This is a genomic window from Streptomyces sp. NPDC044002 (assembly GCF_056434525.1).
The window spans coordinates 30,775-56,950 of record NZ_JBWKEZ010000045.1 but is presented as its reverse complement, the minus strand read 5'-3'; the positions used below and the strand labels follow the sequence as shown (position 1 = coordinate 56,950).

The 26,176-nt window shown below is 72.3% G+C and carries 25 protein-coding genes and 1 riboswitch; of the genes, 15 read left to right on the top strand and 10 right to left on the bottom strand.

From position 1 onward, the window contains the following. Positions 1 to 2 precede the first annotated feature (2 nt). Positions 3 to 1,598 (bottom strand): acyl-CoA mutase large subunit family protein, encoded by a 1,596-nt coding sequence (locus tag AC07A6_RS28480; RefSeq protein ID WP_478779055.1) that lies wholly within the window; start codon positions 1,596 to 1,598, stop codon positions 3 to 5. Between the two features lie 170 nt (positions 1,599 to 1,768). Between AC07A6_RS28480 and AC07A6_RS28475 the strand changes: the two genes are divergently transcribed. After that, positions 1,769 to 2,620 (top strand): L,D-transpeptidase family protein, encoded by an 852-nt coding sequence (locus AC07A6_RS28475; protein ID WP_478779054.1) that lies wholly within the window; start codon positions 1,769 to 1,771, stop codon positions 2,618 to 2,620. 216 nt (positions 2,621 to 2,836) lie between these two features. Here AC07A6_RS28475 and AC07A6_RS28470 read toward each other — a convergent pair whose 3' ends face one another. Beyond that, positions 2,837 to 3,886, bottom strand: coding sequence for a hypothetical protein (locus tag AC07A6_RS28470; protein ID WP_478779053.1), 1,050 nt, complete (start codon positions 3,884 to 3,886; stop codon positions 2,837 to 2,839). Beyond that, on the bottom strand, positions 3,886 to 4,626 hold the full coding sequence (locus AC07A6_RS28465; protein WP_478779063.1) for an RNA polymerase sigma factor: 741 nt from the start codon (positions 4,624 to 4,626) through the stop codon (positions 3,886 to 3,888). The genes AC07A6_RS28470 and AC07A6_RS28465 overlap by 1 nt, the downstream gene beginning before the upstream one ends. Before the next feature lie 329 nt (positions 4,627 to 4,955). Between AC07A6_RS28465 and AC07A6_RS28460 the strand changes: the two genes are divergently transcribed. The 11 genes from AC07A6_RS28460 to AC07A6_RS28410 all read left to right on the top strand — a co-directional run bounded on the left by AC07A6_RS28460 (position 4,956) and on the right by AC07A6_RS28410 (position 14,958). Further along, a complete protein-coding gene (locus tag AC07A6_RS28460) occupies positions 4,956 to 5,576 on the top strand; it encodes a 2-oxo-4-hydroxy-4-carboxy-5-ureidoimidazoline decarboxylase (protein ID WP_478779052.1) in 621 nt (206 codons plus the stop codon). A 152-nt stretch (positions 5,577 to 5,728) separates the two neighbouring features. Continuing rightward, positions 5,729 to 6,109 carry a succinate dehydrogenase, cytochrome b556 subunit gene (sdhC, locus tag AC07A6_RS28455; protein ID WP_478779051.1) on the top strand — a complete coding sequence of 127 codons (381 nt, stop codon included), beginning with the start codon at positions 5,729 to 5,731 and terminating at the stop codon, positions 6,107 to 6,109. Positions 6,110 to 6,114: 5 nt separating this feature from the next. Continuing rightward, the gene (locus AC07A6_RS28450) at positions 6,115 to 6,597 is read left to right on the top strand and encodes a succinate dehydrogenase hydrophobic membrane anchor subunit (RefSeq protein ID WP_007266037.1); all 483 of its coding nucleotides are present in this window, start codon (positions 6,115 to 6,117) and stop codon (positions 6,595 to 6,597) included. Between the two features lie 23 nt (positions 6,598 to 6,620). Continuing rightward, positions 6,621 to 8,375 carry a succinate dehydrogenase flavoprotein subunit gene (gene sdhA, locus AC07A6_RS28445; protein WP_362468929.1) on the top strand — a complete coding sequence of 585 codons (1,755 nt, stop codon included), beginning with the start codon at positions 6,621 to 6,623 and terminating at the stop codon, positions 8,373 to 8,375. Continuing rightward, positions 8,375 to 9,133, top strand: a complete 759-nt coding sequence (locus AC07A6_RS28440; protein WP_125818876.1) for a succinate dehydrogenase iron-sulfur subunit — start codon at positions 8,375 to 8,377, stop codon at positions 9,131 to 9,133. Before sdhA ends, AC07A6_RS28440 begins: the two co-directional genes overlap by 1 nt. Before the next feature lie 137 nt (positions 9,134 to 9,270). Then, the gene (locus AC07A6_RS28435) at positions 9,271 to 10,449 is read left to right on the top strand and encodes a serine hydrolase domain-containing protein (RefSeq protein ID WP_478779050.1); all 1,179 of its coding nucleotides are present in this window, start codon (positions 9,271 to 9,273) and stop codon (positions 10,447 to 10,449) included. Positions 10,450 to 10,555: 106 nt separating this feature from the next. Next, complete coding sequence (locus AC07A6_RS28430) at positions 10,556 to 11,218, top strand: Uma2 family endonuclease (protein WP_478779049.1); 663 nt, start codon at positions 10,556 to 10,558, stop codon at positions 11,216 to 11,218. A gap of 54 nt (positions 11,219 to 11,272) precedes the next feature. Next, a complete protein-coding gene (locus AC07A6_RS28425; RefSeq protein WP_478779048.1) occupies positions 11,273 to 13,270 on the top strand; it encodes a bifunctional metallophosphatase/5'-nucleotidase in 1,998 nt (665 codons plus the stop codon). A 90-nt stretch (positions 13,271 to 13,360) separates the two neighbouring features. Further along, on the top strand, positions 13,361 to 13,780 hold the full coding sequence (locus AC07A6_RS28420; protein ID WP_362468937.1) for a hypothetical protein: 420 nt from the start codon (positions 13,361 to 13,363) through the stop codon (positions 13,778 to 13,780). 3 nt (positions 13,781 to 13,783) lie between these two features. Continuing rightward, complete coding sequence (locus tag AC07A6_RS28415; RefSeq protein WP_386272232.1) at positions 13,784 to 14,212, top strand: thiol-disulfide oxidoreductase DCC family protein; 429 nt, start codon at positions 13,784 to 13,786, stop codon at positions 14,210 to 14,212. A gap of 11 nt (positions 14,213 to 14,223) precedes the next feature. After that, positions 14,224 to 14,958, top strand: coding sequence for a TetR/AcrR family transcriptional regulator (locus tag AC07A6_RS28410; protein WP_362468941.1), 735 nt, complete (start codon positions 14,224 to 14,226; stop codon positions 14,956 to 14,958). A 22-nt stretch (positions 14,959 to 14,980) separates the two neighbouring features. Here the strand turns inward: AC07A6_RS28410 and AC07A6_RS28405 are convergent, their stop codons facing one another. Beyond that, complete coding sequence (locus tag AC07A6_RS28405; RefSeq protein WP_478779047.1) at positions 14,981 to 16,210, bottom strand: MFS transporter; 1,230 nt, start codon at positions 16,208 to 16,210, stop codon at positions 14,981 to 14,983. A 109-nt stretch (positions 16,211 to 16,319) separates the two neighbouring features. Between AC07A6_RS28405 and AC07A6_RS28400 the strand changes: the two genes are divergently transcribed. Continuing rightward, complete coding sequence (locus AC07A6_RS28400; RefSeq protein WP_478779046.1) at positions 16,320 to 16,883, top strand: MarR family winged helix-turn-helix transcriptional regulator; 564 nt, start codon at positions 16,320 to 16,322, stop codon at positions 16,881 to 16,883. A gap of 36 nt (positions 16,884 to 16,919) precedes the next feature. Here the strand turns inward: AC07A6_RS28400 and AC07A6_RS28395 are convergent, their stop codons facing one another. Further along, positions 16,920 to 18,626: a metallophosphoesterase gene (locus tag AC07A6_RS28395; RefSeq protein ID WP_478779045.1), complete on the bottom strand. Its 1,707-nt coding sequence runs from the start codon at positions 18,624 to 18,626 to the stop codon at positions 16,920 to 16,922. An 8-nt stretch (positions 18,627 to 18,634) separates the two neighbouring features. Further along, positions 18,635 to 18,877, bottom strand: coding sequence for an SCO4848 family membrane protein (locus AC07A6_RS28390; protein ID WP_478779044.1), 243 nt, complete (start codon positions 18,875 to 18,877; stop codon positions 18,635 to 18,637). A gap of 184 nt (positions 18,878 to 19,061) precedes the next feature. Here AC07A6_RS28390 and AC07A6_RS28385 point away from each other — a divergent pair, with 184 nt between their 5' ends. Next, positions 19,062 to 20,273 carry a D-alanyl-D-alanine carboxypeptidase family protein gene (locus AC07A6_RS28385; protein WP_478779062.1) on the top strand — a complete coding sequence of 404 codons (1,212 nt, stop codon included), beginning with the start codon at positions 19,062 to 19,064 and terminating at the stop codon, positions 20,271 to 20,273. Here the strand turns inward: AC07A6_RS28385 and AC07A6_RS28380 are convergent. From AC07A6_RS28380 to AC07A6_RS28365, 4 genes are all read right to left on the bottom strand, one after another. Next, entirely contained in the window at positions 20,270 to 21,160 is an 891-nt protein-coding gene (locus AC07A6_RS28380) for a YhjD/YihY/BrkB family envelope integrity protein (RefSeq protein ID WP_478779043.1), read from the bottom strand. The genes AC07A6_RS28385 and AC07A6_RS28380 overlap by 4 nt on opposite strands. Before the next feature lie 173 nt (positions 21,161 to 21,333). Then, positions 21,334 to 21,918 (bottom strand): 2'-5' RNA ligase family protein, encoded by a 585-nt coding sequence (locus AC07A6_RS28375; protein ID WP_362474924.1) that lies wholly within the window; start codon positions 21,916 to 21,918, stop codon positions 21,334 to 21,336. 83 nt (positions 21,919 to 22,001) lie between these two features. Beyond that, entirely contained in the window at positions 22,002 to 23,015 is a 1,014-nt protein-coding gene (gene trpS / locus AC07A6_RS28370) for a tryptophan--tRNA ligase (protein WP_362474921.1), read from the bottom strand. Between the two features lie 337 nt (positions 23,016 to 23,352). After that, positions 23,353 to 24,624: a serine hydroxymethyltransferase gene (locus tag AC07A6_RS28365; protein ID WP_386274040.1), complete on the bottom strand. Its 1,272-nt coding sequence runs from the start codon at positions 24,622 to 24,624 to the stop codon at positions 23,353 to 23,355. Between the two features lie 36 nt (positions 24,625 to 24,660). Continuing rightward, a riboswitch (ZMP/ZTP riboswitch) is annotated at positions 24,661 to 24,751 on the bottom strand. Positions 24,752 to 24,868: 117 nt separating this feature from the next. Between AC07A6_RS28365 and rocD the strand changes: the two genes are divergently transcribed. Beyond that, positions 24,869 to 26,074: an ornithine--oxo-acid transaminase gene (rocD, locus tag AC07A6_RS28360; protein ID WP_478779042.1), complete on the top strand. Its 1,206-nt coding sequence runs from the start codon at positions 24,869 to 24,871 to the stop codon at positions 26,072 to 26,074. The last annotated feature ends 102 nt before the right edge of the window (positions 26,075 to 26,176 follow it).

The following is a 26,176-nucleotide window of genomic DNA, read 5'->3' as shown; positions in this document are numbered from 1 at the left end:
TTTCAGTGCGTGGAACGGGACGGTTCGTAACTGCCCCAGGCCTCCCGCAGCACCCCGCACACCTCCCCCACCGTGGCCCGCGCCCGCAGGGCCTCCTTCATCGGCGGCAGGACGTTCTCCCGCGTCCCGTCCGCCGCCGCCCGCAGCGCCGCGAGCGCCGCCGAGACGGCGCCGGCGTCCCGCTCCGCCCGCAGCCGGGCCAGCGCGGCGCACTGGCGGGCCTCGATCGCCGGGTCGACCCGCAGCGGCTCGTACGGCTCCTCCCGCTCCAGCGCGAACCGGTTGACGCCGACCACGATCCGCTCCCCGCTCTCCTGCTCGCGGGCGATCCGGTAGGCGCTGGCCTCGATCTCCTCCTTCTGGAACCCGGCCTCGATCGCGGCGACCGCCCCGCCCATGTCCTCGATCCGCCGCATCAGCGCGAGCGCGGCCGCCTCCACCTCGTCCGTCATCCGCTCCACCGCGTAGGACCCGGCGAAGGGGTCGACGGTCAGCGGCACGTCCGTCTCGTACGCCAGCACCTGCTGGGTGCGCAGCGCGAGGCGGGCCGCCTTCTCCGTGGGCAGCGCGATGGCCTCGTCGAAGGAGTTGGTGTGCAGCGACTGGGTGCCGCCCAGTACGGCGGCCAGCGCCTGCACGCCCACGCGTACGAGGTTCAGCTCGGGCTGCTGCGCCGTCAGCTGCACCCCGGCCGTCTGGGTGTGGAAGCGCAGCATCAGCGACCTGGGGTTACGGGCCCCGAACTCCTCGCGCATCACGCGGGCCCAGATGCGGCGGGCGGCCCGGAACTTGGCCACCTCCTCCAGCAGGGTGGTCCGGGCGACGAAGAAGAAGGAGAGGCGGGGCGCGAACTCGTCGACGGCCATCCCGGCGGCGAGCGCGGTGCGGACGTAGGCGATGGCGTCGGCGAGGGTGAAGGCGATCTCCTGCACGGGCGAGGCTCCGGCTTCGGCCATGTGGTAGCCGGAGACGGAGATGGTGTTCCACCGGGGGATCTGCTCGCGGCAGTAGCGGAAGGTGTCGGCGGTCAGCCGCAGGGAGGGGCCGGGCGGGAAGATGTACGTGCCGCGCGCGATGTACTCCTTCAGAACATCGTTCTGTACGGTGCCCGTCAGCTGCCCGCCCGTGATGCCCTGCTCCTCGGCGACGAGCTGGTACATCAGGAGCAGCAGGGCGGCCGGGGCGTTGATGGTCATCGAGGTGGACACCCGGTCGAGGGGGATCCCGGCGAGGAGCACCCGCATGTCCTCGACGGAGTCGACGGCGACGCCGACCTTGCCGACCTCCCCGTGCGCGAGCGGGGCGTCGGAGTCGTGGCCCATCTGCGTGGGCAGGTCGAAGGCCACGGACAGGCCGGTCCCGCCGCCCGCGATGAGCGCCCGGTAGCGGGCGTTGGACTCGGCGGCGGTGCCGAAGCCGGCGTACTGGCGCATGGTCCAGGGCCGTCCGGTGTACATCGTGGGGTGGATCCCGCGGGTGTAGGGGTACTCGCCCGGACTGCCGAGGCTGGCCCGCGGGTCCCAGCCCGTCAGGTCGTCGGGGCCGTAGACCGGTTCGACGGGGATCCCGCTCTCGGTGTGCGCCGTGGGACGGGCCATGGGGTGGAGCCTCCGTGTCCGTGGAGCCGACGGGCCCCCCGGGGCTGGTACAACCGCACCGAGCCCGCGACGGCCTGGTCACAAGGAGGCAACATCGCGCGTTCGTCCGCAACTGTCCACGCCCTTGAAGCATCACCTAGATACACGACATTGAACTCGGGGGAACCGCCATGCACCGACAGAAAGCATTCATCCGTACGCTCGGCCTCGCCGCCGCCGTGGCGTTCGCCGCGACCGCCTGCGGTCCGCAGGGTGCGGGTGCCGGTCCGGCCGCCCCCTCCGCGCCGGCCGGCGGCTCCCCCTCGGCCTCCCCGTCCAAGCAGGACGACAAGGCCGGCTCCCCCTCGGCCTCGCCCTCGTCCGCCCCGTCGGGGTCGGCCGCCCCGGGGGCCAAGCCGCTCATGGCCAACGGCGACGAGAGCGAGCAGGTCCGCGAGCTCCAGGCGCGGCTGCGCCAGCTCAAGCTGGTGTCGACGGCGCCCACCGCGTTCTACGGCTCGAAGACCACCGCCGCGGTCAAGACCTTCCAGTCGCAGCACGGGCTGCCCGCGACCGGTTCGGTGGACGAGGCCACCTGGCAGAAGGTGCTGGGCCTGTCGAAGAAGCCGACCGATGACGAGCTGCGGCCGCCGACCACCAACGAGGTGGACGCCCCGGACCCGCGCTGCATGCAGGGCCGGGTGATGTGCATCAGCAAGGAGAGCCGCACCCTGGCCTGGATGATCGACGGCAAGGTCGTCTCCACGATGGACGTGCGCTTCGGCTCGGAGAACACGCCGACCCGCGAGGGCCTGTTCCAGGTGGAGTGGAAGGCGAAGGAGTGGACGTCGACGATCTACCACACGTCGATGCCGTACTCGATGTTCTTCAGCCAGGGCCAGGCGGTGCACTACTCGTCCGACTTCGCGGCCCGCGGCTACGACGGCGCCTCGCACGGCTGCGTGAACGTCCGGGACAAGAAGAAGCTGTCGGAGCTGTTCGACCAGGTGAAGGTGGGCGACAAGGTCGTCGTCTACTGGTGATCCCGGTACTGGTGATCCCGGAGAAGAGAGGGGGCGCGGGCAGGGCCGGGGGAACGTGCCCCGCCCGCGCCGGGTGCGCCGAGCCCAGGGGTACGGGGGGAACCCCGGCTCGTGCGCGGCCGATGACCAGTCGGCTCGTTACGTACTGCGTCAGCGGTTCGAAAAGTGTTACAGCCCCCGTGCGCGAAGCCTGAAAAAAGGTTTCAGCGGGCTGGTTCAGCGCGTTCGGAAACCCAGCCCGCCGCTGGTCAGCGGGGTCATGGACGGCAGCGGCAGCGGGGCGCTGCCCTGGTCGGCGCCGCTGCGCGGGACCGTGCCCTTGGTGGCCCCGTCCAGCAGGGTCGCGCAGAAGCGCTGGACCTTCGCGGCCCCGCCGGCGAGCTTGGAGAGGTACTCGCGCCGGTCGTCGGCGAGCTTCTTCGCCTTGTTGTCCCGGCACAGGTCCTCGGGGCGCGGCTTCTCCGCCTCGATGCCCTGGTTCTTCCCGCTCTCCGCGGTGGCGCCGCCGCCGGCGAACGAGTCGCGGGTGCCGTCGGTGCCCGCCGCTCCGCCACCGCCGCCGCCACCGGCCCCGCCGCCCGAGGCGGCCGTGCCGGGCGGCACCGAAAGGCTCGGCGCGACGTCGGGGAGCGTACGCGTCCCCGTGCCCGGGGTCCCCGTGGCGTCCGGGCCGCGCGAGAAGCCGTCGACGCCCAGGGACGGGGTCGGGCGCAGCTGCGGTACGAGGGTGGCGCCCGCGGTGTCCCCGGCGGGCGCCGGGTCGGAGTCGGCGCTGACCGAGACCGCCGGGGCGGGGCCCGCCGTCAGGTGCGCGGCGCGGTCCAGCAGGCCGGTGCCGGCGACGGCGGCGATCCCGCCGACGGCGACCGAGGCCAGCGCGGCCGCCAGCCCGAAGCGCGCGGCCGTGACGGGACGCCGCTGCGCGGGTATCCGTACGGGGGGTATCGGCGCCAGGTCGACCACGGGTTCGCGGTCCGCCCCGGGCACGCCGGGTCCGGCCTGGGCGGCGGCCGCCGCGGGGGCCACCGCCGCCGCGGGCGCGGGAGCCCCGGCGCGGGCCGCGCGGAACGCGGCCAGGGCGGCTTCCTCACCGGGCAGTTCTCCCCCTGCTGAGCGGGGGGTCAGGGCGTCGAGGGCGGCGCGCATCCGGGCCGCCTCCGCCCGGGCGCGCGGGTCGGCTCCGGATCCGTCCGGGCCGGGTGTTCCTCCGCGCAGCAGCTCGTCCGCCGTGGCCCTGTCCAGCCACGCGTTGTGCTCGTCGGCCATCACATGTCCTTCTGCGTCCGCCAACGTGAATGCGTCACACCGGTTCGCTCCACCAGGTCCCCCGCCCGGCCGCGCTGCGCGGGCACCGCGTCGAGATCACGCTCGCGCGCCTGGTCCCCGGCATTATGGCCGACCCGGGCGCCGGATTCCGTTTCGTTTTCCGTCCCGCCCGCCGCACCGGCGGGCCCGAACTCCGCGCTGAGGAGTTCCGCGAGCTTCTTCAGTCCCCGGTGCGCGGCCGTGCGGACCGCGCCGGGGCGCTTGCCGAGGGTCTCGGCGGCGCTCTTGGCGTCGAGGCCGACGACCACGCGCAGGACGACGGCCTCGGCCTGGTCCTGCGGCAGCTGGGCTATCAGCTTCATGGTCCGTCCGGTGGACAGGGCCTCCATGGCCTCGCCGTACGTGTCGGAGTCCGCGGCCCGGCCGGTCAGCTCGGTCTCGTCGCCGCCAACGGCGGGACGGCGGCCGCGCATGCGGATGTGGTCGAGGGCACGGTTGCGGGCGATGCGGGCGGCCCAGCCGCGGAAGCGGTCGGCGTCGCCGGTGAAGGAGCCGAGGTCGCGGGCGATCTGCAGCCAGGCCTCGGAGGTCACGTCCTCGGCGTCGGCGTCGCCGACGAGCGTGCGTACGTATCCGAGCAGGCGCGGGTGCACGGCGCGGTACACAGTCCGGAACGCGCTCTCGTCGCCGTCCTGTGCCGCGAGCACCGCGGCGGTCAGCTCCGCGTCGTCCCCCAGCAAAGTCCCCAACCCGTTCAACGTCCTGTACGTGTGGCGCAAATCCGCACGTTACGGCTTTCACGTACCTCTCGTCCACGAGTTGTACAACCAGCAACCAACCCTGCGCGGAGCGGGGTGTGACAGAAAACGCACTCCATACGCTGACATGAATACGGGCTTGTCGCACGAGTCCGTGACGGATGGCGACCGGGGCCTCTCCTGTGGGGGGTGGCGGCCTCGGTCGTCCTCCCCTCTCCAGTCGGGTCAAACCTCCCCGGCCTCATCCTTTCGGCTCACTTCCGGGTGAAATCCCCGTTCGGGCAGGGCACGGCCACTCCGAGATCGCTAGCGTGGCGGTACACCCGCGCCCCGCCCCGAGGAGTACTCCGCTGTCCAGCCACCTTCCGGCACAGGTCCGCGGTCCGGCCTCCGCCCCCGGCGCCGGACTGGCGCGATTCAACTCCCTGCCGCCCGAGACCGCCCGCGCGGTCCTGCTGCGCTGCTGCGGCAGCGGGCGCTGGGCCCACCGGGTGGCCGCCCACCGCCCCTACCCGGACACCGCCGCCCTGCTGGCGGCCTGCGAGGAGGCCTCGTACGACCTCTCCCAGCGCGACCTCTCCGAGGCGCTGGCCCGGGAGTCCTCGGCGGAACTGGGCCAGGGCGCCCCGTACGCCGCGCTCCTCGCGCTCGACGCGGCGCGGGCGGAGTACGAGCGGACCTTCGGGCACGCCTTCGTGATCTGCCTGGACGGGCACCCGCCGGAGGAGCAGGTGGACCAGCTGCTGGCCGCGATCCGCCGCAGGATGGCTCACGAGATCGACGAGGAGCGCTCGATCTCCGCCGAGGAACTGCGCCTGGTGGCCCGCTCCCGGGCGGTCCGGCTGCTGGAGCGACTCGCCGGTGCGCGGCCCGGGGACCCGGACGACGGTCTGTCTGCTGCCGATTTCGGGCTGTTTGCCCCTGTGGGATAGCCCGTCCGTGCCTGTTTGATCACACCGGGGGACCCCGGGCGAGGGAACCGACGAAGCGTCGCTACGATGTCCGGGGCCGGTGGACCGTACCCGGCCGGGCCCGACCGACAAAGAAGCCGGCTGGCCCCCGCCCCGCTTCCGGAGGGTTTTCCGTGCCGGCTGGAACGTTGTACCGCGGCCGGGAAGGAATGTGGTCCTGGGTGGCTCATCGAGTCACCGGCGTCCTCATTTTCTTCTTCCTGTTCGTACACGTCCTCGACACCGCTCTCGTCCGCGTCTCCCCCGAGGCGTACGACGATGTCGTGGCTACCTACAAGACTCCGATCGTCGCGCTGCTGGAGTACGGCCTCGTCGCCGCAATCCTGTTCCACGCGCTCAACGGTCTCCGTGTCATCGCCGTGGACTTCTGGTCCAAGGGCCCGCGTCACCAGAAGACGATGCTCTGGTGGGTCGTGGCTATCTGGGTCCTGCTGATGGGCGGGGCCCTGTACCCCGTTCTCGGCCACGCCTACCTCGAACTGTTCGGGAAGTGACACGCATGTCTTCTGACACTTCTTCCGCCAAGGCGATCGGTGACGTGGAGGGCGTTTCCCTCTACGACACCGACAACCCGGCGCCGTACATCGAGGCCCCGCGCAAGCGCACGGGGAAGACCCCGCGCTCGACCCGCGGCAACTTCGAGATGGCCGCGTGGCTCTTCATGCGCCTCTCGGGCATCGTGCTCGTCGTCCTCGTCATCGGCCACCTCGTCATCCAGCTGGTGCTGGACGGCGGCGTCTCCAAGATCGGCTTCGCCTTCGTGGCCGGCCGCTGGGCGTCCCCGTTCTGGCAGGTCTGGGACCTGCTGATGCTGTGGCTGGCCATGCTGCACGGCTCCAACGGCCTGCGTACCGTCATCAACGACTACGCGGAGCGCGCCAACACGCGGCTGTGGCTGAAGGGCCTGCTCTACACCGCCACGGTGTTCACCATCCTTCTGGGCACGCTGGTGATCTTCACCTTCGACCCGAACATCCGCTAGGCAACGGGGCTGAGGCGAAACAGATGAAGATCCACAAGTACGACACCGTCATCGTCGGCGCCGGTGGCGCGGGCATGCGCGCCGCCATCGAGGCGACGAAGCGCAGCCGCACCGCCGTGCTGACGAAGCTCTACCCCACCCGCTCCCACACGGGCGCCGCGCAGGGCGGCATGGCCGCCGCGCTGGCCAACGTGGAGGACGACAACTGGGAGTGGCACACCTTCGACACGGTCAAGGGCGGTGACTACCTGGTCGACCAGGACGCCGCCGAGATCCTGGCGAAGGAGGCCATCGACGCGGTCCTCGACCTGGAGAAGATGGGCCTGCCGTTCAACCGCACCCCGGACGGCACCATCGACCAGCGCCGCTTCGGCGGCCACTCCCGCAACCACGGCGAGGCGCCGGTCCGCCGGTCCTGCTACGCCGCGGACCGCACGGGCCACATGATCCTCCAGACGCTGTACCAGAACTGCGTCAAGGAGGGCGTGGAGTTCTTCAACGAGTTCTACGTCCTGGACCAGCTCCTGGTCGAGGAGGACGGCGTCAAGAAGTCGGCCGGTGTGGTCGCGTACGAGCTCGCCACCGGCGAGATCCACGTGTTCCAGGCCAAGGCCGTCATCTACGCCTCCGGCGGCACCGGCAAGTTCTTCAAGGTGACCTCCAACGCGCACACCCTCACGGGTGACGGCCAGGCGGCCTGCTACCGCCGCGGCCTGCCGCTGGAGGACATGGAGTTCTTCCAGTTCCACCCGACGGGCATCTGGCGCATGGGCATCCTGCTGACGGAGGGCGCCCGCGGTGAGGGCGGCATCCTCCGCAACAAGGACGGCGAGCGCTTCATGGAGAAGTACGCGCCGGTCATGAAGGACCTCGCGTCCCGTGACGTCGTCTCGCGCTCCATCTACACGGAGATCCGCGAGGGCCGCGGCTGCGGCCCCGCCGGCGACCACGTGTACCTGGACCTGACGCACCTCCCGCCGGAGCAGCTCGACGCGAAGCTCCCGGACATCACGGAGTTCGCGCGCACCTACCTCGGCATCGAGCCCTACACGGACCCGATCCCGATCCAGCCCACCGCGCACTACGCCATGGGCGGCATCCCGACCAACGTCGAGGGTGAGGTCCTGTCGGACAACACCACCGTCGTCCCCGGCCTGTACGCGGCCGGCGAGGTCGCGTGCGTGTCGGTGCACGGCGCCAACCGCCTGGGCACCAACTCGCTGCTCGACATCAACGTCTTCGGCAAGCGCTCCGGCATCGCCGCGGCCAAGTACGCCGCCGAGAACGACTACGTCGAGCTGCCGGAGAACCCGGCGCAGCAGGTCGCCGACCTGGTCGAGCAGCTGCGCAACTCCACGGGCAAGGAGCGGGTCGCGGACCTGCGCCTGGAGCTCCAGGAGACGATGGACGCGAACGTGATGGTGTTCCGTACGGAGCAGACCATCAAGACCGCGGTCGAGAAGATCGCGGAGCTGCGCGAGCGCTACAAGAACGTGTCCGTCCAGGACAAGGGCAAGCGCTTCAACACGGACCTGCTGGAGGCCATCGAGCTGGGCAACCTGCTCGACCTGGCCGAGGTCATGGCCGTGTCCGCGCTGGCGCGCAAGGAGTCCCGCGGTGGTCACTACCGCGAGGACTACCCGAACCGCGACGACGTCAACTTCATGCGCCACACCATGGCGTACCGCGAGGTCGGCGCCGACGGCCAGGACTCCGTGCGCCTGGACTACAAGCCCGTCGTCGTCACCCGCTACCAGCCGATGGAGCGTAAGTACTGATGGCCACCCCCACCCTGGACAAGGTCGAGGCCGAGGCCGCGGCCTCGCACAACATCACGGTCACCTTCCGGATCCGCCGCTTCAACCCCGAGGTCTCGGCCGAGGCGGAGTGGCAGGACTTCCAGATCGAGATCGACCCGAAGGAGCGCGTGCTCGACGGTCTCCACAAGATCAAGTGGGACCTCGACGGCACGCTGACCTTCCGCCGCTCGTGCGCGCACGGCATCTGCGGCTCCGACGCGATGCGGATCAACGGCAAGAACAGGCTCGCCTGCAAGACGCTGATCAAGGACATCAACCCGGAGAAGCCGATCACCGTCGAGGCCATCAAGGGCCTCACGGTGATGAAGGACCTCGTGGTCGACATGGAGCCCTTCTTCCAGGCGTACCGCGACGTCATGCCGTTCCTGGTCACCAAGGGCAACGAGCCGACGCGTGAGCGCCTGCAGTCCGCCGAGGACCGCGAGCGCTTCGACGACACCACCAAGTGCATCCTGTGCGCCGCGTGCACGTCCTCGTGCCCGGTGTTCTGGAACGACGGCCAGTACTTCGGCCCGGCGGCGATCGTCAACGCCCACCGCTTCATCTTCGACTCGCGCGACGAGGCCGGCGAGCAGCGGCTGGAGATCCTGAACGACAAGGACGGCGTGTGGCGCTGCCGCACGACCTTCAACTGCACCGACGCGTGCCCGCGTGGCATCGAGGTCACGAAGGCGATCCAGGAAGTCAAGCGCGCGCTGATCACGCGCCGCTTCTGATCCTTTCGACGCCGTCGAGGCCCCGCACCCGGACATCCTCCGGGGGCGGGGCCTTACGCGTACTCGGGGGCGGGTCAGGGTCGGGTCAGGGGTGATCCCCATGGTCCGGGGATCTTCCTCACGGCAGGCTTACGGGCATGACGAACCCCGCGAACTCCGCTTCCCGCAAGGCCCGTTGGGCGACCACGATCGCCGCCGGCGTGGCCCTCGCCGCCATCGGCGCCGGTACCCTGCCCGCCGTGGCCTCCGCCGCCGAGCGGCCGGCCGCCGCGGTCACCGGGATCGTGCACACCCGCGAGCCGCTGGACCGCGCCGCCCTCCAGGCCTCCCTCGACGGGCTCCCGGACGTGGCCGTGAACGGCGCACTGGCCCGGGTGAGCGGCCGGGACGGCCGCTGGAGCGGCGCGGCCGGGCCCACGGTGCCGTCGGCCGACGCGAACTTCCGGATCGGCAGCGTCACCAAGGTGTTCACCTCGACGGTGACGCTCCAGCTGGTCGCGGAGGGCCGCCTGACGCTGGACACCCCCGTCCAGCAGGTCCTGCCGGGCACCCTGCCCGCCGACTGGGCCCCGATGACGATCGGGCAGCTGCTGAGCCACACCAGCGACCTGCCCAAGCCGCAGCCGCCCGTCCCCGGCACCACCCCCGCCTCGGCCGTCGCCGACGCGGTGCGGGCCGCCGCCGAGGCGGGCGCCCCGAAGCCCGTACCGGGCTCCCGGCAGCAGTACAACGGCCTGAACCACTTCCTGCTCGGCATGGTGATCGAGAAGACGACCGGCCGTACGTACGCCGAGGAGGTGCAGCGCCGCATCGCCAGGCCGCTGGGGCTGCGCCACACCTACGTCCCCGCCGCCGACGACCACTCCCTCCCGGCCCCGCACACCCGGGCCCTGTGGGACGCCTCCGGGACCGGCACGGGCGAGCTCGTCGACAACTCCCGGCAGAGCCCCTGGGCCTGGGCGGAGGGCGGGATGATCTCCAACGCCCCCGAGCTGGACCGGTTCTTCACCGCCCTGATGAACGGCCGGCTGCTGCCGCCCGCACAGCAGAAGCTGCTCACCGAGCCGGTCCCGGGCTCCGAGGGGAACGGCACCTACAGCCGGGGCGGCCTCCAGCACATCGAGCTCGGCCCGGACACCTGGGTCTGGGGCAAGACCGGCTCGTACAACGGCTACACCAGCGGCGTCTTCGTCAACGAAGACCGCAGCCGGGTCCTGGTCTACTCCCTCAACCCGACGAACCGCCGCCCCCAGAAGCCGGAGGACGGCCTGACGGAGCTGGCCCACATCAAGAAGATCGCCGCCGCGGCCTTCTGATCCCCCGGCCCGCCGCACCCGTTCCGGTGAACCGCCGGGCTACCGAACCGGCGGGCCGCGCCGTCCTACGATGATGCTCTCGACAGCAGCCCACGGGAGGCACGTGATGTCCACAGCACCCGCTGAGCACCCTCATGGCGACCGGTCTCTGCTCGATGAGGCCAACCGCCTCATGGAGCGGAACCCAGACTGCCGCGTCGAGATCATCGGAGGCGTGATCGTCGTGACTCCGCCGGCGGACCTGCCCCATTCCAGGGCCATCAAGAAGCTCGACCGCCCTTTCCTGGCCGCAGGTCTGGACGAGGGCGAGTCCGAGGTGCACCAGGGCATCGGACTCTGGCTGCCTTCCGGCCCCTCGGACTTCGCCATCCCCGACCTGTGCATCATCGATGCCGACGCAGACGATCACCTCGTCGAGAACAACTGCTACGAGGCATCCGTCTTCCGGCTCGTCCTCGAAGTGACGTCGAGCAACTACGAGAACGACCCGCGCGGCAAGGTCACCGCCTACGGCATCGCCGGGATTCCCGTCTACGTGATCGTCGACCGCAGGCACCAGCGACTGCACGTCCTCACCGACCCCTCCGACGGCGAGTACACGAGCCACCGCGTCTACGCGCCGGGCGAGCTGGCCACCCTGCCCGACAGCCTCGGCGCCAAGGTCACGCTCGACGTGGAGGAGATCCTGGCCGCCGGCCGGCCCCAGCCGAAGAAGGCCGCCCCGCAGGAGCAGGAGCCCGCCACGGAGGAGTCCTCCCCGGAGGAGTGAAGCCGCGCCACGGCGCATCGACACGGGAGGCCCGGCGCGGGAGCATGGGCGGATGTGACGAGGCTCGCCAAGACCGCATGTCCGGACCGGAGTTCACACCACCTCGGGCGGCGGACGTTCCTCACCGCGCTGGGGACCGTCGCCGCCACCTACGCCACCGGGATCCCCGCCCACGCCACCGGGCACGCGCGGGACGCCGCCACCGCCGCCGAGTACGTGGACGTGCAGCTCCTCAACATCACCGACCTGCACGGCTACCTCCAGGCCGCCCCCGGCGGCAACGCCGTGATCAGCGGCAACGGCGGCCGTACGTACACCGTCGGCGGGGTCGCGTACATGGCGGCCCACCTGGCCCGGCTGCGGGACGGGCGGGCCAACTCGTTCTTCTTCACCCCCGGGGACGCCTTCGCCGGCTGGGAGTTCGACGCCGCCGCGTTCGCCGACGAGCCCACCATCGAGGCCCTCAACCGGATGGGGCTCGACTTCGCGACCGCCGGGAACCACGAGCTCGACAAGTCCCCGGCCATGCTGCGGCGGCACATGGAGCAGGGCGTGCCGTTCCCCGTCGAGGGCCGGGACGCCTCCTTCACCGACTCCTCCGGGGCCCGCTTCCACGGCGCCGACTTCCGCTACCACAGCGCCAACCTGGTCTGGGGCTCCGACGGGCGCACGGTGCTGCCCGCGTACAACGTCGAGACGGTCCGCACCGCCGCCGGCCAGGAGCTGCGGATCGGCTTCATCCACCTGACCGCCCTCGGCACGGAGCTGATGCCCGGCTCCTACCAGCCGGGTCTGGCCACCCTCGACGAGGTCGCCACGGCCGACCGGTACGCGGCCCTGCTCAAGGCCCAGGGCGTGGGCGCCATCGTGCTCAGCGTCCACGACGGGGCGGTGGCCGGGGCCGACTTCAACAGCGGAGCCGACCCCTCCGGCCCGGCCCTGGACCTGGCGCTGCGGGTCTCCCCCGACATCGACGCCATCGTCACCGGGCACTGGCACACCCGGTTCAACATGATGGTCCCCGACCCCGACGGCGTGCCCCGCCCCTTCGTCGAGGCGGGCTGCCACGGCCAGCTGATCAACGAGATCAGCCTCCGCCTCGACCCGGCGACCGGCAGGGTGGTCCGGGAGCTGACCGTGTCCGTCAACCATCCCAACACCCGTGACATCGCCCCCGATCCGGCCCTCAAGGAGGTCGTCGACTACTGGGCCGGGCAGGCCTCCGCGCGCAACGCCGCCCGGATCGGCCGGCAGACCGGCTCGTTCTCGCGTACGCGCAACACTGCGGGCGAGTCCACCATGGGCGACCTGGTCGCCGACTGGGCGCTGTGGGCGGGCCGCAGGCCTGCCGACCCGGAGAACGACGCCAACGTCCACCCCAACGTGCCGGCCCAGCTCGCGCTGGTCGCCGCCGCGCCCCGGGTGGGGCAGGCCGTCATCGCGGGCGACCTGCCGCGCGACGCGGCCTCGGGCGGGGCCGTCACCTTCGGCCGGGCGTGGCGGGCCGTGGGCTTCGGCGACCCGGTCGTCAGCGCGACGGTGACGGGGCAGCAGATCCACGACGCCCTGGAGCAGCAGTGGACGACGGCGGCGAGCGGCGAGCTGCTGTTCGCGCCGCTGGCCGTCTCCGGGAACGTCCGCTACACGTTCGACGCCCGGGGCCCGGTCGGCGACCGGGTCAGCCCGGCGGACGTGTTCGTCGACGGCGTCCCGCTCGACCCGGCCCGGAGCTACCGGCTCGCGGCCCCCTCGTACACGTTCCTGGCGTACGACGGCTTCGGCGCGCTGCGCGGCTTCCAGGCCCCGTACCGCCACCAGCGCGACTTCGAGAGCTTCGTCGCGTACGTGCGGGAGCGGCAGACGCTCGCTCCCGCACCCCTGAACCGGGTGACGGCGGCGAACGCGGCCCGGCTGGGCGCCGATGTCGGCACCGTCCTGGAGCCGGGCCCCTACCTGCTGTCGGACGGCTCGCCGATGCCCCGGCCGGAGGCGGCCCTCGTCGCGGCGGACCGGCCGCCCGCCACCCCCGGGGGCTTCCGGCCGCCCTGCTGAGCGACCCGGAAAGAAGGCTTGAACCTGTTCAAAAACAGGTCTACAGTCGACCCTGCCAGAGAGTTGAACACGTTCAAGGGGGTTGGGGCGATGGACCTCACGGTGGTCGCGTACGTCATCTACCTGCTCATCAGCATCGGGCTGACCGTCTGGGTCGCCCGTACGCTCAGCCGCAACGGCCGCATCTTCATCGCCGACGTCCTCCAGGGGAACGAGAAGCTCGCGGACGCCGTCAACCACCTCCTGGTGGTCGGCTTCTACCTCGTCAACGTCGGCTTCGTGACCCTGTACCTGCGCTCGGGCGAGACGATCCTCGAAGCCCGCGGCCTCTTCGAGGCGCTGTCGGTCAAGCTCGGCGTCGTCCTGCTGGTCCTCGGCGTCATGCACCTCGGCAACGTGTGGGTGCTGAGCCGGATGCGCCGCCGCGGGATCATGGAGCGGCAGGCCGCGCAGCTGCCGCCCGTGCCGCCGGTCGCCCCCCAGGGGTGGACCGCGCCGGCCGGAGCCTGACCAGTGGCGCGGGACGCCGGGCCCGGCGTCCGGTACCTGACCGTCCTCTACGACGCCGACTGTCCCGTGTGCACCCGCATCCGGAACTGGCTGACCGGGCAACGGCAGCTGGTCCCGCTGCGGCTGGTGCCGGCCGCCTCCGCCGAGGCCTGGCGGCTGTTCCCGCGGCTGGCGCACGCCGAGACGCTGCGCGAGATCACCGTCGTCGGGGACGCGGGCCAGGTGTGGCGGGGGACGGACGCCTTCGTCGTCTGCCTGTGGGCGCTGGCGGAGCACCGCTCGAAGGCCGAATGGCTCGCCACCCCGGCGGGCCGCCCGTTCGCCCGGGCGGCCATGAACACGGCCGCCGCCGTCCGGCACGCGGTACGGACCAATTCCGAAGCGGAGTCCGGAGAACCGGCCTGTGACGAGCACTGCTCCGCGCCCCGATAAGGTCGGACACCGTGACAGATCAGAAGGCGCCCAAGAGCGAGCAGACCCGCACGCTCATCCTCGAAACCGCGCTCCGGCTCTTCCAGGAGCGCGGGTTCGACAAGACGACCATGCGGGGCATCGCCAAGGAGGCGGGGGTCTCGGTCGGCAACGCGTACTACTACTTCGAGTCGAAGGAGCACCTCGTCCAGGGCTTCTACGACCGGATCGGGGCGGCCCACCAGGCGGCGGTGCGGCCGATCCTGGACCAGGAGACCGATCTCCAGAAGCGGCTCGCCGGCGTGCTGACGAGCTGGCTGGACATCGCGGAGCCCTACCACGAGTTCGCCTCGCAGTTCTTCAAGAACGCGGCGGATCCGGAGAGTCCGCTCAGCCCCTTCTCGGCGGAGTCGGAGCCGGCGCGCAAGGCGGCCATCGACATCCACCGCGAGGTGCTGGCCGGGGCGAAGACCAAGGTGCCGGCCGAACTGGCCGACGTACTGCCGGAGCTGATGTGGCTCTCGCAGATGGGCCTGGTCCTGTACTGGGTCTTCGACCGCTCGCCCGGCAGCGAGAAGACGCGGCGGCTCGCCGACCGCGGTGCGCAGCTGACCACGCGGGGCATCGTCCTGGCCCGGTTCCGGGTGCTGCGGCCGCTGGTGCGCGAGGTGCACGAGCTCTTCGCGGACTTCCTGCCGGGCATGGCCCAGACGGCGGCCGCGCGGGGCGGGAAGCGCGCCTCGGACCCCCACCCCGGCGAGGAGTGAGGGTCCGGGAGGCGGGGCCGGCTCAGCCCAGGACGAGCAGGGTGGCCAGCGCCGGACCGAAGGCGCCGCCGAGCTGGTAGCAGAGGGTGAACAGGCCGATGGCGCTGGGCCGGTGGGCCTCGCCGGGGGCGGCGGACACGGCGTGGGTCGACAGGACCGCGTTCGCGGCGCTGGCGGTGAACACGCCGACCCCGGTGGCGAGGACCAGCAGCGGGCCGGAGCCGGCGAAGACCCCGATGAGCGCGGCGGCGGCACCGGCCGTGACGAGCACCGCGCGGACGGCCCCGCGGCCCATCCGGGCCGAGGCGGCGGCGAGCAGCCAGGACAGGGCCGCCCCGGCCAGCAGCGCGAAGAGCTGCCCGGTCCCGGCGGAGGCCGCGTCCCAGCCGGCCCGGTCGGCGAGCAGCCGGGGCACCGAGAAGAGCAGGGTGAAGTAGGAGGTCGACAGCACCAGCGCGAGCAGTGCCGAGACCACGAACACGGGCCGGCCCAGCAGCACGGCGGGCACGAACCCGTCGGGGCGGCGGCGCACGTGCCAGGCGAGCAGGACGGCGGCGACGAGGGCACCGGCGACGGCGGCGAGGGGCTGGGTCGGCAGCAGCACCAGGGCGGTGGCGAGAGCGGTCAGCAGGGCGGCGCCGCGCCCGTCGAAGCGGCCCGCGGGGGCGGGAGCCGCCCCGCGCCCGGCGTGCCGCAGCACCGCGGGCACCGCCAGCAGCGCGAGGGCCTGCACGGCGAGGGCGAGCCGCCAGGAGGCGCCGTCCGCGAGGGTCCGGCCGAGCAGCGGCCCGGCCGCGCCGAGCATGCCGAAGCCGGCGCTGATGACGCCCATCCGGCGGGCGGTGCCGGCGAGGCTCATCGCCGCCGCCACCAGCCCGGCGCCGCCGGCGGCCTGGGCGCAGCGGCCGAGGAGGGTGAGCGGGAGCCAGGGGGAGGCGGCGACCAGCAGGGTGCCGCCCAGGACGAGGGCGGGGGCCAGGCGGAGCACCGCGGCCAGGCCCCGGCGGCGCAGGAGTCCGGCCATCAGCGGGGTGCCGGTGGCCATGGCCCAGCCGAAGGCGGTGAGCAGCCAGGCGGCGGTGGCGTCGGCGACGCCGAGCGAGCGGGCCATGTCCGGGAGGATCAGCACCGGCGCGTTGGCCCCGGCGGCGATGGGGGTGGCCAGCAGGGCGAGCCAGAAGACCGGGACGGGCGCCCGGGTGGCGCCGGCTGCCGGCGCCTCGCTCCTGCCGGTGGTGGTGGTGACCGTCATGGGTGACCCACTCCCCTTCACATCTCAACCTTGACAATCTCAACGTTGAGATAAAAACAGAGAGACTCCCTCAACGTCAAGTGTCTTAACGTTGAGGTATTCTTCGGGCATGGAGACGGACATGGAGACGGACGGCACACAGAGGGACGGCGACGACCAGGACGTCGTGGCCACGATCGTCGGCGAGTGGCGGACGGAGCGCCCCGACCTCGCGGAGGCGCTCTGGCCCGTCGACGTCCTGGCCCGGATCCAGCGCATGAACCGGATCATCGACAAGTACCTCAAGACCTTCACCGCCGAACACGGCCTGGAGGTGGGCGAGTTCGACGTACTGGTCAGCCTGCGCCGGTCAGGCCCCCCGTACGCGCTGACCGCCGGCGCGCTGATCCCGGCAGCCATGGTCACCTCGGGCGCCATCACCAACCGGATCGACCGGATGGAGGCCAAGGGCCTGGTCGAGCGGGTCCGCGACGGGGCCGACCGCCGCTCGGTACGCATCCGGCTGACCGAGGCGGGCGCCACCCTGGCCGACACGGTCATGGAGGAACACCTGGGGCACTACGCACGCCTGCTGGCCCCGCTGGACCGGGCGACCTGCGACGCGCTGGCCGGCCCCCTGCGCACCCTGCTGCTCGCGCACGGGGACACCCTCACGCCCCCTACGGCCAGTTGAGCCCGGGAGCCGGTGACAGCCTCCCGCGAAAGCAGGTCAGGCCTGGTATGAGGCGAGTTCGACGACAGTGATGTCGGACGGCGCCCCGACCCGCACCGGCGGCCCCCACGCACCCGCGCCGCGGGACACGTACAGCTGGGTGTCGCCGTAGCGCTCCAGGCCCGCGACGGTCGGGTTCGCCAGGTCGGCCAGGTACTTGCCGGGCCACAGCTGGCCGCCGTGGGTGTGCCCGGAGAGCTGGAGGTCCACGCCGTGGCGCACGGCTTCGTCGATCACGATCGGCTGGTGGGCGAGGAGCACGGAGGCACGGGCCCGGTCGCGGTCCCCGAGGGCCGCCTGGAAGTCGGGGCCCTTGCCCTCCTTCTCCCCCTGGACGTCGTTGACCCCGGCGAGGTCGAAGTGGGGCAGCTCGCGGCGGGCGTTCTCCAGGGGGGTGAGGCCGAGCTCGCGGACGTGGTCCACCCACTGCTGGGCGCCGGAGAAGTACTCGTGGTTGCCGGTGACGAAGAAGCTGCCGAGGCGGGCGCGGAGTTCGCGCAGCGGCTCGGCGGCGGGGCCGAGGTCGCGGACGTCGCCGTCCACAAGGTCGCCGACGATGGCGATGAGGTCGGGCTGGGTGCGGTTGACGGTGTCGACGATGCGGCGGGTGTGGGCGCGGCCGAGCACCGGCCCGAGGTGGACGTCGCTCACGACGGCGATCCGGAACCCGTGCGCGGCGCGGGGCAGCCGGGCGAGCGGCACCTGCACGCGCTTCACGCGGGGGCCGCGGAGCACGCCGTACGTCCCGTTGCCGACGACCCCGGCTGCGGCGACCGCAGCCGCCCCACCGAGCACCCGCGCCACGAACACCCGCCGCCCGACCCCGGCGGGGGGCTGGGGGGCCTCAGCGGCGGCCGTCCCGGCCGGGGTGGCACCGCCGGCGGCCGTACCGGCCGCGGTGGGGGCGGGGACGTCGATCGGCCGGTCGGCGGTGTCCGGGCCCTGCGGGACCGTTCCCCTACCCGCCCCTTCCCGCAACTGGGGCTCCGCCCCAGCCCCCGCCCGGGGCTCCGCCCCGGATGCCCCACCCGGCTCCGCCCCGGAAGCGGCGGGCACCAAATCAAGCCCCTCCGGCGATTGAGGTGCGGGGCCCGCAGCCACACCACCCGGCACAGCCGGCTCGACCCCGACCACCCCGCCCGCGGCGGACACCGCAACCGGGTCACCACCAGAGGCCACCGGGGTCTGGGCCTGCGCCCCTCCGGGCACGGCGGGCACCAAATCAAGCCCCTCCGGCGATTGAGGAGCGGGGCCCGCGGCCACACCGCCCGGCGCAGCCGGCTCGGCCCCGACCACCCCACCCGGCTCCGCCGGGGTCCGGGGCTGCGCCCCGCCGGGGACGGTCGGCACCAGATCAAGCCCCTCCGGCGATTGAGGGGCCGGGGGTGCGGGGAGCCGGCGGAGCCACAGGCGGCGGATCGGTTCCGCCACCGCCATCGCCATCGTGAGATACAGCAGCACCGCGAGCCACATGTACCCCGGCCACGCCACCAGCCGCTCCAGCCAGAACGGCGCGCCCGCCCGCCCCGCCGTCAGCGCGGCCAGCGCGAGCAGCGGCAGCGCGAAGGCCAGGACCGTGCCCGCCCTCCGGGCCGCCCCGCCCGCGCGCGTCGTGTCGCGGACCAGCCGGACCCACAGCCACCGGTGGACCAACGCAAGCAGCGCCAGTACCGCGACCACCGCCACAATCGCCACAATCGCCATAAACACGGTCATCGCGCTTCCCGCCGCAGAACCAGGACGCTGCGCAACCCGATCACACCAACGGCGGTCCCCAGGAGAAAGGACGTGACCGCCAGGAGAAGGTGGACCCAGAAGTAGGCCGTGGGCTGACCGTCATCGAATGCCAGACCGCTGGCGTCATTGAAGAGGTTCTTGACGAACGTGGACCAGATCACCCAGGACCAAGCTCCGAACGCTGCGAGGAACCAGGACGCGGTGCGGCTGAGTTTCATGTCCCCAGTATCGGATTCGTCCCCAGTACGGACGCGCCGGGGTGGGCCGTACCGGGGGTGGTTGGGCCCCGTTGGCCGGTCCCGGACGTCGGGCAGTCCATCGGGATGTACGTTCACCTGCGTGTCTGCCAAGAAGACCGCGCTGACGGTCCTTTCCGCCGCGCTGCTGGCTCCAGCCGTGCTCATGGCATCCGCGAGCGCGCCTGTACACGCCGCGCCCACGCCGCCCCCGGCGGCCGACGGGAAGGGGCAGCCCCCGAAGGCACCGAACGCCCCCGCGCCACCCCCCTCGATGTCCACCGTCGGCGGCGCCCGCCTCGGGCAGCCCGGGACCCAGGTCAACCCGCTGCCCGGCGCGCCCGCCCTGCCCGCCAACCTCAGCGGGCGGTCCTGGATCGTGGCGGACGCCGAGACCGGCGAGGTGCTCGCCGCGCACAACGCCCACTGGCGGCTGCCCCCGGCCTCCACCATGAAGATGCTCTTCGCCGACACCGTCCTGCCCGGCCTCCCCAAGGACCAGGTGCACCACGTCACCGACCAGGACATGGACGGCGTCGGCCCCGGCAGCAGCCTGGTGGGGGTCAAGGAGGACCACGACTACTCCGTCCACGACCTGTGGCTCGGCGTGTTCCTGCGCTCCGGGAACGACGCGGTGCACGTGCTCTCGGCCATGAACGGCGGCATCGACAAGACCGTCAAGGACATGCAGGCCCACGCCGAGGAGCTCCAGGCACTGGACACCCACGTGGTGTCCCCGGACGGCTACGACGCCCCCGAGCAGGTGTCGAGCGCGTACGACCTCACCCTCATCGCCCGCTCCGGGCTGCAGAAGCAGGACTTCCGCGAGTACTGCGGGACGGTGGAGGCCAAGTTCCCCGGCAGGCAGGAGGCGGGCAGGCCGCGCGAGTACTTCGAGATCCAGAACACCAACCGGCTGATGACCGGCGCCGGGGGCATCACCCCGTACAAGGGCATCGCCGGGGTGAAGAACGGCAACACCACCATGGCCGGCTCGACCTTCACCGGCGCCGCCCAGCGCGGCGACAAGAAGCTGCTGGTGACCGTGATGAACCCGGACAACGGCGGGCTCAACTCGGTCTACGAGGAGACGGCCGAGCTCTTCGACTGGGGCTTCGCGGCGGCCGGGAAGGTCAAGCCGGTGGGCGAGCTCGTGCCCCCGAAGAGCGCGGACGCCACCCCGCTCGGCTCCCCCGCCACCTCGCACGAGAAGGGCGGGCCCGCGGCGGGCGGCGAGGCCTCCGGCGGCGGTGGCGGGCTCGGGACCGCGCTCGGCGTCGCGGGCGGGGCGCTGGTGCTCCTGGCCGGCGGGGCCTTCGTGGTCAACCGCCGCTGGCCGCACGGCCGCCGCGGCCCGGGCGGCGGCGCCGACGCCTAGACCTCCTCCTCCTGCTCCTGCTCCTGCTCCTGCTCCTCGTCGTCGCGGGTCGCCGTCCAGGCCGCGCAGAAGAGCAGCAGCTTCGCCGAGAAGCTGATCCACAGCAGCAGGGCGATCGGCACGCCGAAGGCCCCGTACATGCTCTTGCCGGCCACCTCCCGCATATAGCCGCTGAGCAGCAGCTTCAGCAGTTCGAAGCCCGCCGCGCCGATGAGCGCCGCCTGGACCAGGCGGCCGCGCGGCGGCTCGACCCCGGGCAGCAGGGTCAGCAGGTACAGCAGCAGCAGGAAGGCCGCCACCACGCCGACGCCGAAGGCCGCGGCGCGCAGCAGCGCCCCGCCCGCGCCGTCGCGCGGGATGCCCAGGAGCTCGGCGGACTTGCCGACCGCGCTGGCCCCGACGACCGAGGCGGCGGCCGAGGCGAGGGCCGCGCCGCCGAGGCCGAGGAGGACCAGGCCGTCCTTGCCCTTGCGCAGGACGGGGTTGCCCTCGTCCTCGTCGTCCTTCTCCCAGACGGCGCGCAGACAGTCGCGCATCGATCCGATCCAGCCGATGCCGGTGAAGAGGAGGACGGCGCCCGCGACGAGGCCGACGGTGCCGGCGTTGGCGACGAGCCCTTCCAGGTCGAGCTGGTCGGAGATGCCGGGGACCTGTTCGGCGAGGTTCTTCTGCAGCTTGTCCAGCTGCTCCTGGCTGAGCAGGGCGGCACCGACGGCGGCCGCGACGGTGATCAGCGGGAAGAGCGCGAGGAAGCTGATGAAGGTGATCGCGGCGGCCAGCCGGTTCCAGTGCACGCGGTCGAGGCGCTCGTACGAACGCCAGGCGTGGGTCCGCATGACGGCGGAGGCCGCCGGTCCGACCACCGGGAGTTTCTTCAGCCAGTCCATGGGGGCCACCGTAAATGAGCCGCGCGAAATAGCGGGGATTGCCGGTTTCGGGCGCTACGGTCGTCGATTGTGACTTTTCGCCCTACGGATCGTCCCCAGGCCCACCCGTTCCATGCCCTGCTGCTGCGGGGTTTCCGCTTCCGCGTGCGCCGGGCCGCCCCGCGGCTGCTGCGTCAGGGGCGCGGCACGGCCGCGTCGGCCGGCGGAGCGGGCTGTGCGGGGACGCCGACGGCGCCGGTGCCGAAGGGGTACTCGCGCAGCTTGCGCCAGACCCCGTCCGAGCCCTGCTCGTAGAGCGCGAAGCCCTCGCACAGCCAGCCGGCGGCGTAGTCGGCGAGCTCGGTGTAGGCCCGGTCCATCGCCTCCTCGGAGATCCCGTGGGCGACCGTGACGTGCGGGTGGTACGGGAAGGCCAGCTCGCGGGCGAGCGGCCCCTCCGGGTCGCGCACCTCCCCCTGGAGGCGGGTGCAGCCCGGGGCGCCCTCGGCGAGCCGGACGAAGACGACCGGCGAGAGGGGCCGGAAGGTACCCGTCCCCTCCAGCCGCATCGGGAAGGCCGGGAAGGCCCGCGCGACCTCGGCCAGGTGGGCGCGGATCGCGGGCAGCCGGTCCGTCTCCACCTCGGTGGGCGGTACGAGGGTGACGTGCGTGGGGATGCCGTGCGCGGCGGCGTCCCCGAAGCCGGCGCGCAGCTCCTGGAGCTGGCGGCCGTACGGCTCCGGGACCGCGATCGAAACGCCGAGCGTTACGGTCCCCACGTGTGTCTCCTTGGTGTGTGTACGAGGTGCTGCCGCTCAGTGTGGCGGCAGCACCCCCTCTGCCGCCAGGGGCCTGAGGTCCGTCAGTGCTTGGCGGGCAGGAAACCGAGGTGGTCGTAGGCCTGTGCCAGGGTCTCGGCGGCGACCGCCCGGGCCTTCTCCGCGCCCTTGGCCAGCAGGGAGTCCAGGGTCTCCGGGTCGTCCAGGAACTCCTGGGTGCGCTGCCGGAAGGGTGTGACGAAATCGACCATCACGCCGGCGAGGTCGGTCTTGAGCGCACCGTAGCCCTTGCCCTCGTACGAGGCCTCCAGAGCGGTGATCGACTCGCCCGTGAGGGTGGACAGGATGGTGAGCAGATTGCTGACGCCGGGCTTGTTCTCGGTGTCGAAGCGGATCACGGTGTCCGTGTCGGTGACCGCGCTCTTGATCTTCTTCTCGGTGACCTTGGGCTCGTCGAGGAGGTTGATCAGGCCCTTGGGGGACGACGCGGACTTCGACATCTTGATCGCCGGGTCCTGGAGGTCGTAGATCTTCGCGACCTCCTTGACGATGTGCGCGGCGGGAAGGGTGAAGGTCTGGCCGAAGCGCTGGTTGAAGCGCTCGGCCAGGTCGCGGGTCAGCTCGATGTGCTGGCGCTGGTCCTCGCCGACCGGGACGGCGTTCGCCTGGTAGAGGAGGATGTCGGCGACCTGGAGGATCGGGTACGTGAACAGGCCGACGCTGGCGCTGTTGACCCCGCCCTTGGCGGACTTGTCCTTGAACTGGGTCATCCGGCTGGCCTCGCCGAAGCCGGTGATGCAGTTCATGACCCAGCCGAGCTGCGCGTGCTCCGGGACGTGGCTCTGGATGAAGAGCGTGCACCGCTCGGGGTCCAGGCCGGCGGCGAGGAGCTGCGCGGCGGACAGCCGGGTGTTCGCGCGGAGGTCCTTCGGATCCTGCGGCATGGTGATCGCGTGGAGGTCGACGACCATGTAGAAGGCGTCGTGCGTCTCCTGGAGGGCGACGTACTGGCGGATCGCTCCGAGGTAGTTCCCGAGGTGGAACGAGCCGGAGGTGGGCTGGATGCCGGAGAGCGCGCGAGGACGGTCAGAAGCCATGCCCCCATTCTTCCACCTGCGTGGCCCGCTCCCCGCCCCACCCTTCGCCCTCCCCCAGCTACCGCTGGGAGGTGCCCCCACCCGGGGCTCCGCCCCGGACCCCTTCCTGGGGGCTCCGCCCCCAGACCCCCGCGCCTCAAACGCCGACGGGGCTGGAGTTGCCGAACGCCGGCGGGGCTGGATTTCGCGCAGCGAAATTCCAGCCCGCGCGGCGTTTGAGCGCAACGGGGTCAGGGGCGGAGCCCCTGGGAACGGTGGAAGGGCGGGTAGGGGACCCGCACCGCGCAGCGGCCCACCCACCCGCACCCGACCCACCGGCCCCGCCGGACGGGGTCCGTCAGGCCAGCGGGAGCCCCGGCGCGGGGAAGGCGGCCATCAGGTCCGCGACCTCGGAGCGGATCACGGCGAGGGCCGCCTCGTCGGCCTTGGCGGCGGCGTCCACCGCGCGGGAGATCCAGTCCGCGACCACCGGCATGTGGGCGACGCCCAGCCCGCGCGAGGTCAGCGACGGCGTGCCGATGCGGATCCCCGACGGGTCGAACGGCTTGCGCGGGTCGAACGGCACCGTGTTGTAGTTGACCACGATCCCCGCCCGGTCCAGCGCCTTCGCCGCGACCTTGCCCGGGACGTCCCGCGAGGTGAGGTCCATCAGGATCAGGTGGTTGTCCGTGCCGCCCGAGACCAGGTCGAAGCCCCGCTCCAGCAGCGCCGCGGCCAGCGCCTTCGCGTTGGCCACGACCGCGTGCGCGTACGAGACGAAGGACGGCTGCGCGGCCTCGTGGAGGGCCACCGCGATGCCCGCCGTCGTCTGGTTGTGCGGGCCGCCCTGGAGGCCCGGGAAGACCGCCTTGTCGATGGCCTTCGCGTGCTCCTCCTTGCACATCAGCATCGCGCCGCGCGGGCCGCGCAGGGTCTTGTGGGTGGTCGTGGAGATCACGTCCACGTGGCCCGCCGGGGAGGGGTGGGCCCCGCCCGCGATCAGGCCGGCGATGTGGGCCACGTCCGCGACGAGGACCGAGCCGGCCTCCTCGGCGATGGAGGCGAAGGCCTCGAAGTCGATGGTGCGGGGCAGGGCCGTGCCGCCACAGAAGATGATCTTCGGGCGTTCGGCCAGGGCCAGCGCCCGCACCGCGTCGTAGTCGATGAGGCCGGTGTCGGGCTGGACCCCGTACTGGACGCCGCGGAACCAGGAGCCCGTGGCCGAGACGCCCCAGCCGTGCGTCAGGTGCCCGCCCATCGGCAGGGCCATGCCCATCACCGTGTCGCCGGGCTTGGCGAAGGCCAGGTAGACGGCCAGGTTGGCCGGGGAGCCGGAGTACGGCTGGACGTTGGCGTGGTCCACCCCGAACAGGCCCTTGGCCCGCTCGATCGCGAGGGCCTCGACGCGGTCGATGTTCTGCTGGCCCTCGTAGTAGCGGCGGCCCGGGTAGCCCTCGCTGTACTTGTTCTGCAGGACGGTGCCGGAGGCCTCCAGCACGGCCGCGGAGACGTAGTTCTCGCTGGGGATCAGCCGCAGGGTCTCCGCCTGGAGGGTCTCCTCGGCGGTCACGAGCGAGGCGAGCTCGGGGTCGGTGGCGTACAGGGCGGGCTGGCGGTGGTGCGCGGTCATCGCGGCTCCTCCGGGGTCGATGATCGGATCTCGTCCCCGCGAGGCCCAGGCGAGCGGCCCTGTGTGCGGTCGTGCGCGCACGACTCCCCCGGAGTTGGTTCTCCGTACGCCAGTCGCCGTGCGTACCGAACACCATAGCGGGCGCGGCACCGGGGAGGTTTCCGGTTCCACGATCCGAGCGACGATACAAATGACGTCACCCACGTCACCCGCGCCACCAGCCAGACGGACGATCGGAGACCCCGTGTCGAGAACTGCTGATGCCATCCGCTCCGCCGACGAACACAGCGCGCACAACTACCACCCCCTGCCGGTCGTCGTCGCGTCGGCGGAAGGGGCGTGGATGACCGACGTGGAGGGCCGCCGGTACCTCGACATGCTCGCCGGGTACTCGGCGCTCAACTTCGGCCACGGCAACCGCAGGCTGATCGACGCCGCACGCGCGCAGCTGGAGCGGGTCACCCTCACCTCCCGCGCCTTCCACCACGACCGCTTCGCCGACTTCTGCACCGAACTCGCGGCGCTGTGCGGCAAGGAGATGGTGCTGCCCATGAACACGGGCGCGGAGGCGGTGGAGACGGCGGTCAAGACGGCCCGCAAGTGGGGGTACGAGGTCAAGGGCGTCCCGGACGGCCAGGCCAAGATCGTCGTCGCCGCGAACAACTTCCACGGCCGTACGACGACCATCGTGTCCTTCTCCACCGACCACGAGGCCCGCGACCACTACGGCCCCTACACGCCCGGCTTCGAGATCGTCCCGTACGGGGACCTGACCGCCCTCGACGCCGCCGTCACCGCCAACACCGTGGCCGTGCTGCTGGAGCCCGTCCAGGGAGAGGCCGGGGTGCTCGTCCCGCCGGCCGGATACCTGGCGGGCGTACGGGAACTGACGCGCCGGCGGAACGTGCTGTTCATGGCGGACGAGATCCAGTCGGGCCTGGGCCGCACCGGCCGGACCTTCGCGTGCGAGCACGAGGGCGTCGTGCCCGACGTGTACATCCTCGGCAAGGCGCTCGGCGGCGGGGTCGTGCCCGTGTCGGCCGTGGTCGCCGACCGGGACGTGCTCGGGGTGTTCCGCCCCGGCGAGCACGGCTCCACCTTCGGCGGGAACCCGCTCGCCTGCGCCGTCGCGCTGGAGGTGATCGCGATGCTGCGCACCGGCGAGTACCAGCAGCGGGCCGCGGAACTCGGCGACCACCTGCACCGGGAGCTGAACCTGCTGGTCGGCGGCGGCGCGGTGACCGCCGTGCGCGGGCGCGGGCTGTGGGCGGGCGTGGACGTCGCCCCGGCGCTCGGGACGGGCCGCGAGGTCTCCGAGAAGCTGATGGAGCTCGGCGTCCTGGTGAAGGACACCCACGGGTCGACGATCCGGATCGCGCCGCCGCTGGTGATCTCCAAGGAGGACCTGGACTGGGGGCTCGACCAGCTGCGGTCGGTCCTCTCCGCGTAGCGGTCCCGGAGGCGGGTGCGGCCGCTTCCCGGCCGTGCCCGCCGCTGCGGTGGACACGGGGAGGGGGCCGCCGGACGATGGGAGGACCCGTACGGGTGCGCG

Excerpts from the sequence above, each read along its gene's own strand:
- AC07A6_RS28390 (WP_478779044.1), bottom strand. The coding sequence starts at position 18,877 with ATGAAACTCAGCCGCACCGCGTCCTGGTTCCTCGCAGCGTTCGGAGCT.
- AC07A6_RS28475 (WP_478779054.1), top strand. The coding sequence starts at position 1,769 with ATGCACCGACAGAAAGCATTCATCCGTACGCTCGGCCTCGCCGCCGCC.
- AC07A6_RS28365 (WP_386274040.1), bottom strand. The coding sequence starts at position 24,624 with ATGACCGCGCACCACCGCCAGCCCGCCCTGTACGCCACCGACCCCGAG.
- AC07A6_RS28430 (WP_478779049.1), top strand. The coding sequence starts at position 10,556 with ATGTCCACAGCACCCGCTGAGCACCCTCATGGCGACCGGTCTCTGCTC.
- AC07A6_RS28450 (WP_007266037.1), top strand. The coding sequence starts at position 6,115 with ATGTCTTCTGACACTTCTTCCGCCAAGGCGATCGGTGACGTGGAGGGC.
- AC07A6_RS28380 (WP_478779043.1), bottom strand. The coding sequence starts at position 21,160 with ATGGACTGGCTGAAGAAACTCCCGGTGGTCGGACCGGCGGCCTCCGCC.
- AC07A6_RS28420 (WP_362468937.1), top strand. The coding sequence starts at position 13,361 with ATGGACCTCACGGTGGTCGCGTACGTCATCTACCTGCTCATCAGCATC.
- AC07A6_RS28435 (WP_478779050.1), top strand. The coding sequence starts at position 9,271 with ATGACGAACCCCGCGAACTCCGCTTCCCGCAAGGCCCGTTGGGCGACC.
- AC07A6_RS28400 (WP_478779046.1), top strand. The coding sequence starts at position 16,320 with ATGGAGACGGACATGGAGACGGACGGCACACAGAGGGACGGCGACGAC.
- sdhA (WP_362468929.1), top strand. The coding sequence starts at position 6,621 with ATGAAGATCCACAAGTACGACACCGTCATCGTCGGCGCCGGTGGCGCG.
- AC07A6_RS28440 (WP_125818876.1), top strand. The coding sequence starts at position 8,375 with ATGGCCACCCCCACCCTGGACAAGGTCGAGGCCGAGGCCGCGGCCTCG.
- AC07A6_RS28385 (WP_478779062.1), top strand. The coding sequence starts at position 19,062 with ATGGCATCCGCGAGCGCGCCTGTACACGCCGCGCCCACGCCGCCCCCG.
- trpS (WP_362474921.1), bottom strand. The coding sequence starts at position 23,015 with ATGGCTTCTGACCGTCCTCGCGCGCTCTCCGGCATCCAGCCCACCTCC.
- AC07A6_RS28470 (WP_478779053.1), bottom strand. The coding sequence starts at position 3,886 with ATGGCCGACGAGCACAACGCGTGGCTGGACAGGGCCACGGCGGACGAG.
- AC07A6_RS28405 (WP_478779047.1), bottom strand. The coding sequence starts at position 16,210 with ATGACGGTCACCACCACCACCGGCAGGAGCGAGGCGCCGGCAGCCGGC.
- AC07A6_RS28395 (WP_478779045.1), bottom strand. The coding sequence starts at position 18,626 with ATGGCGATTGTGGCGATTGTGGCGGTGGTCGCGGTACTGGCGCTGCTT.
- AC07A6_RS28480 (WP_478779055.1), bottom strand. The coding sequence starts at position 1,598 with ATGGCCCGTCCCACGGCGCACACCGAGAGCGGGATCCCCGTCGAACCG.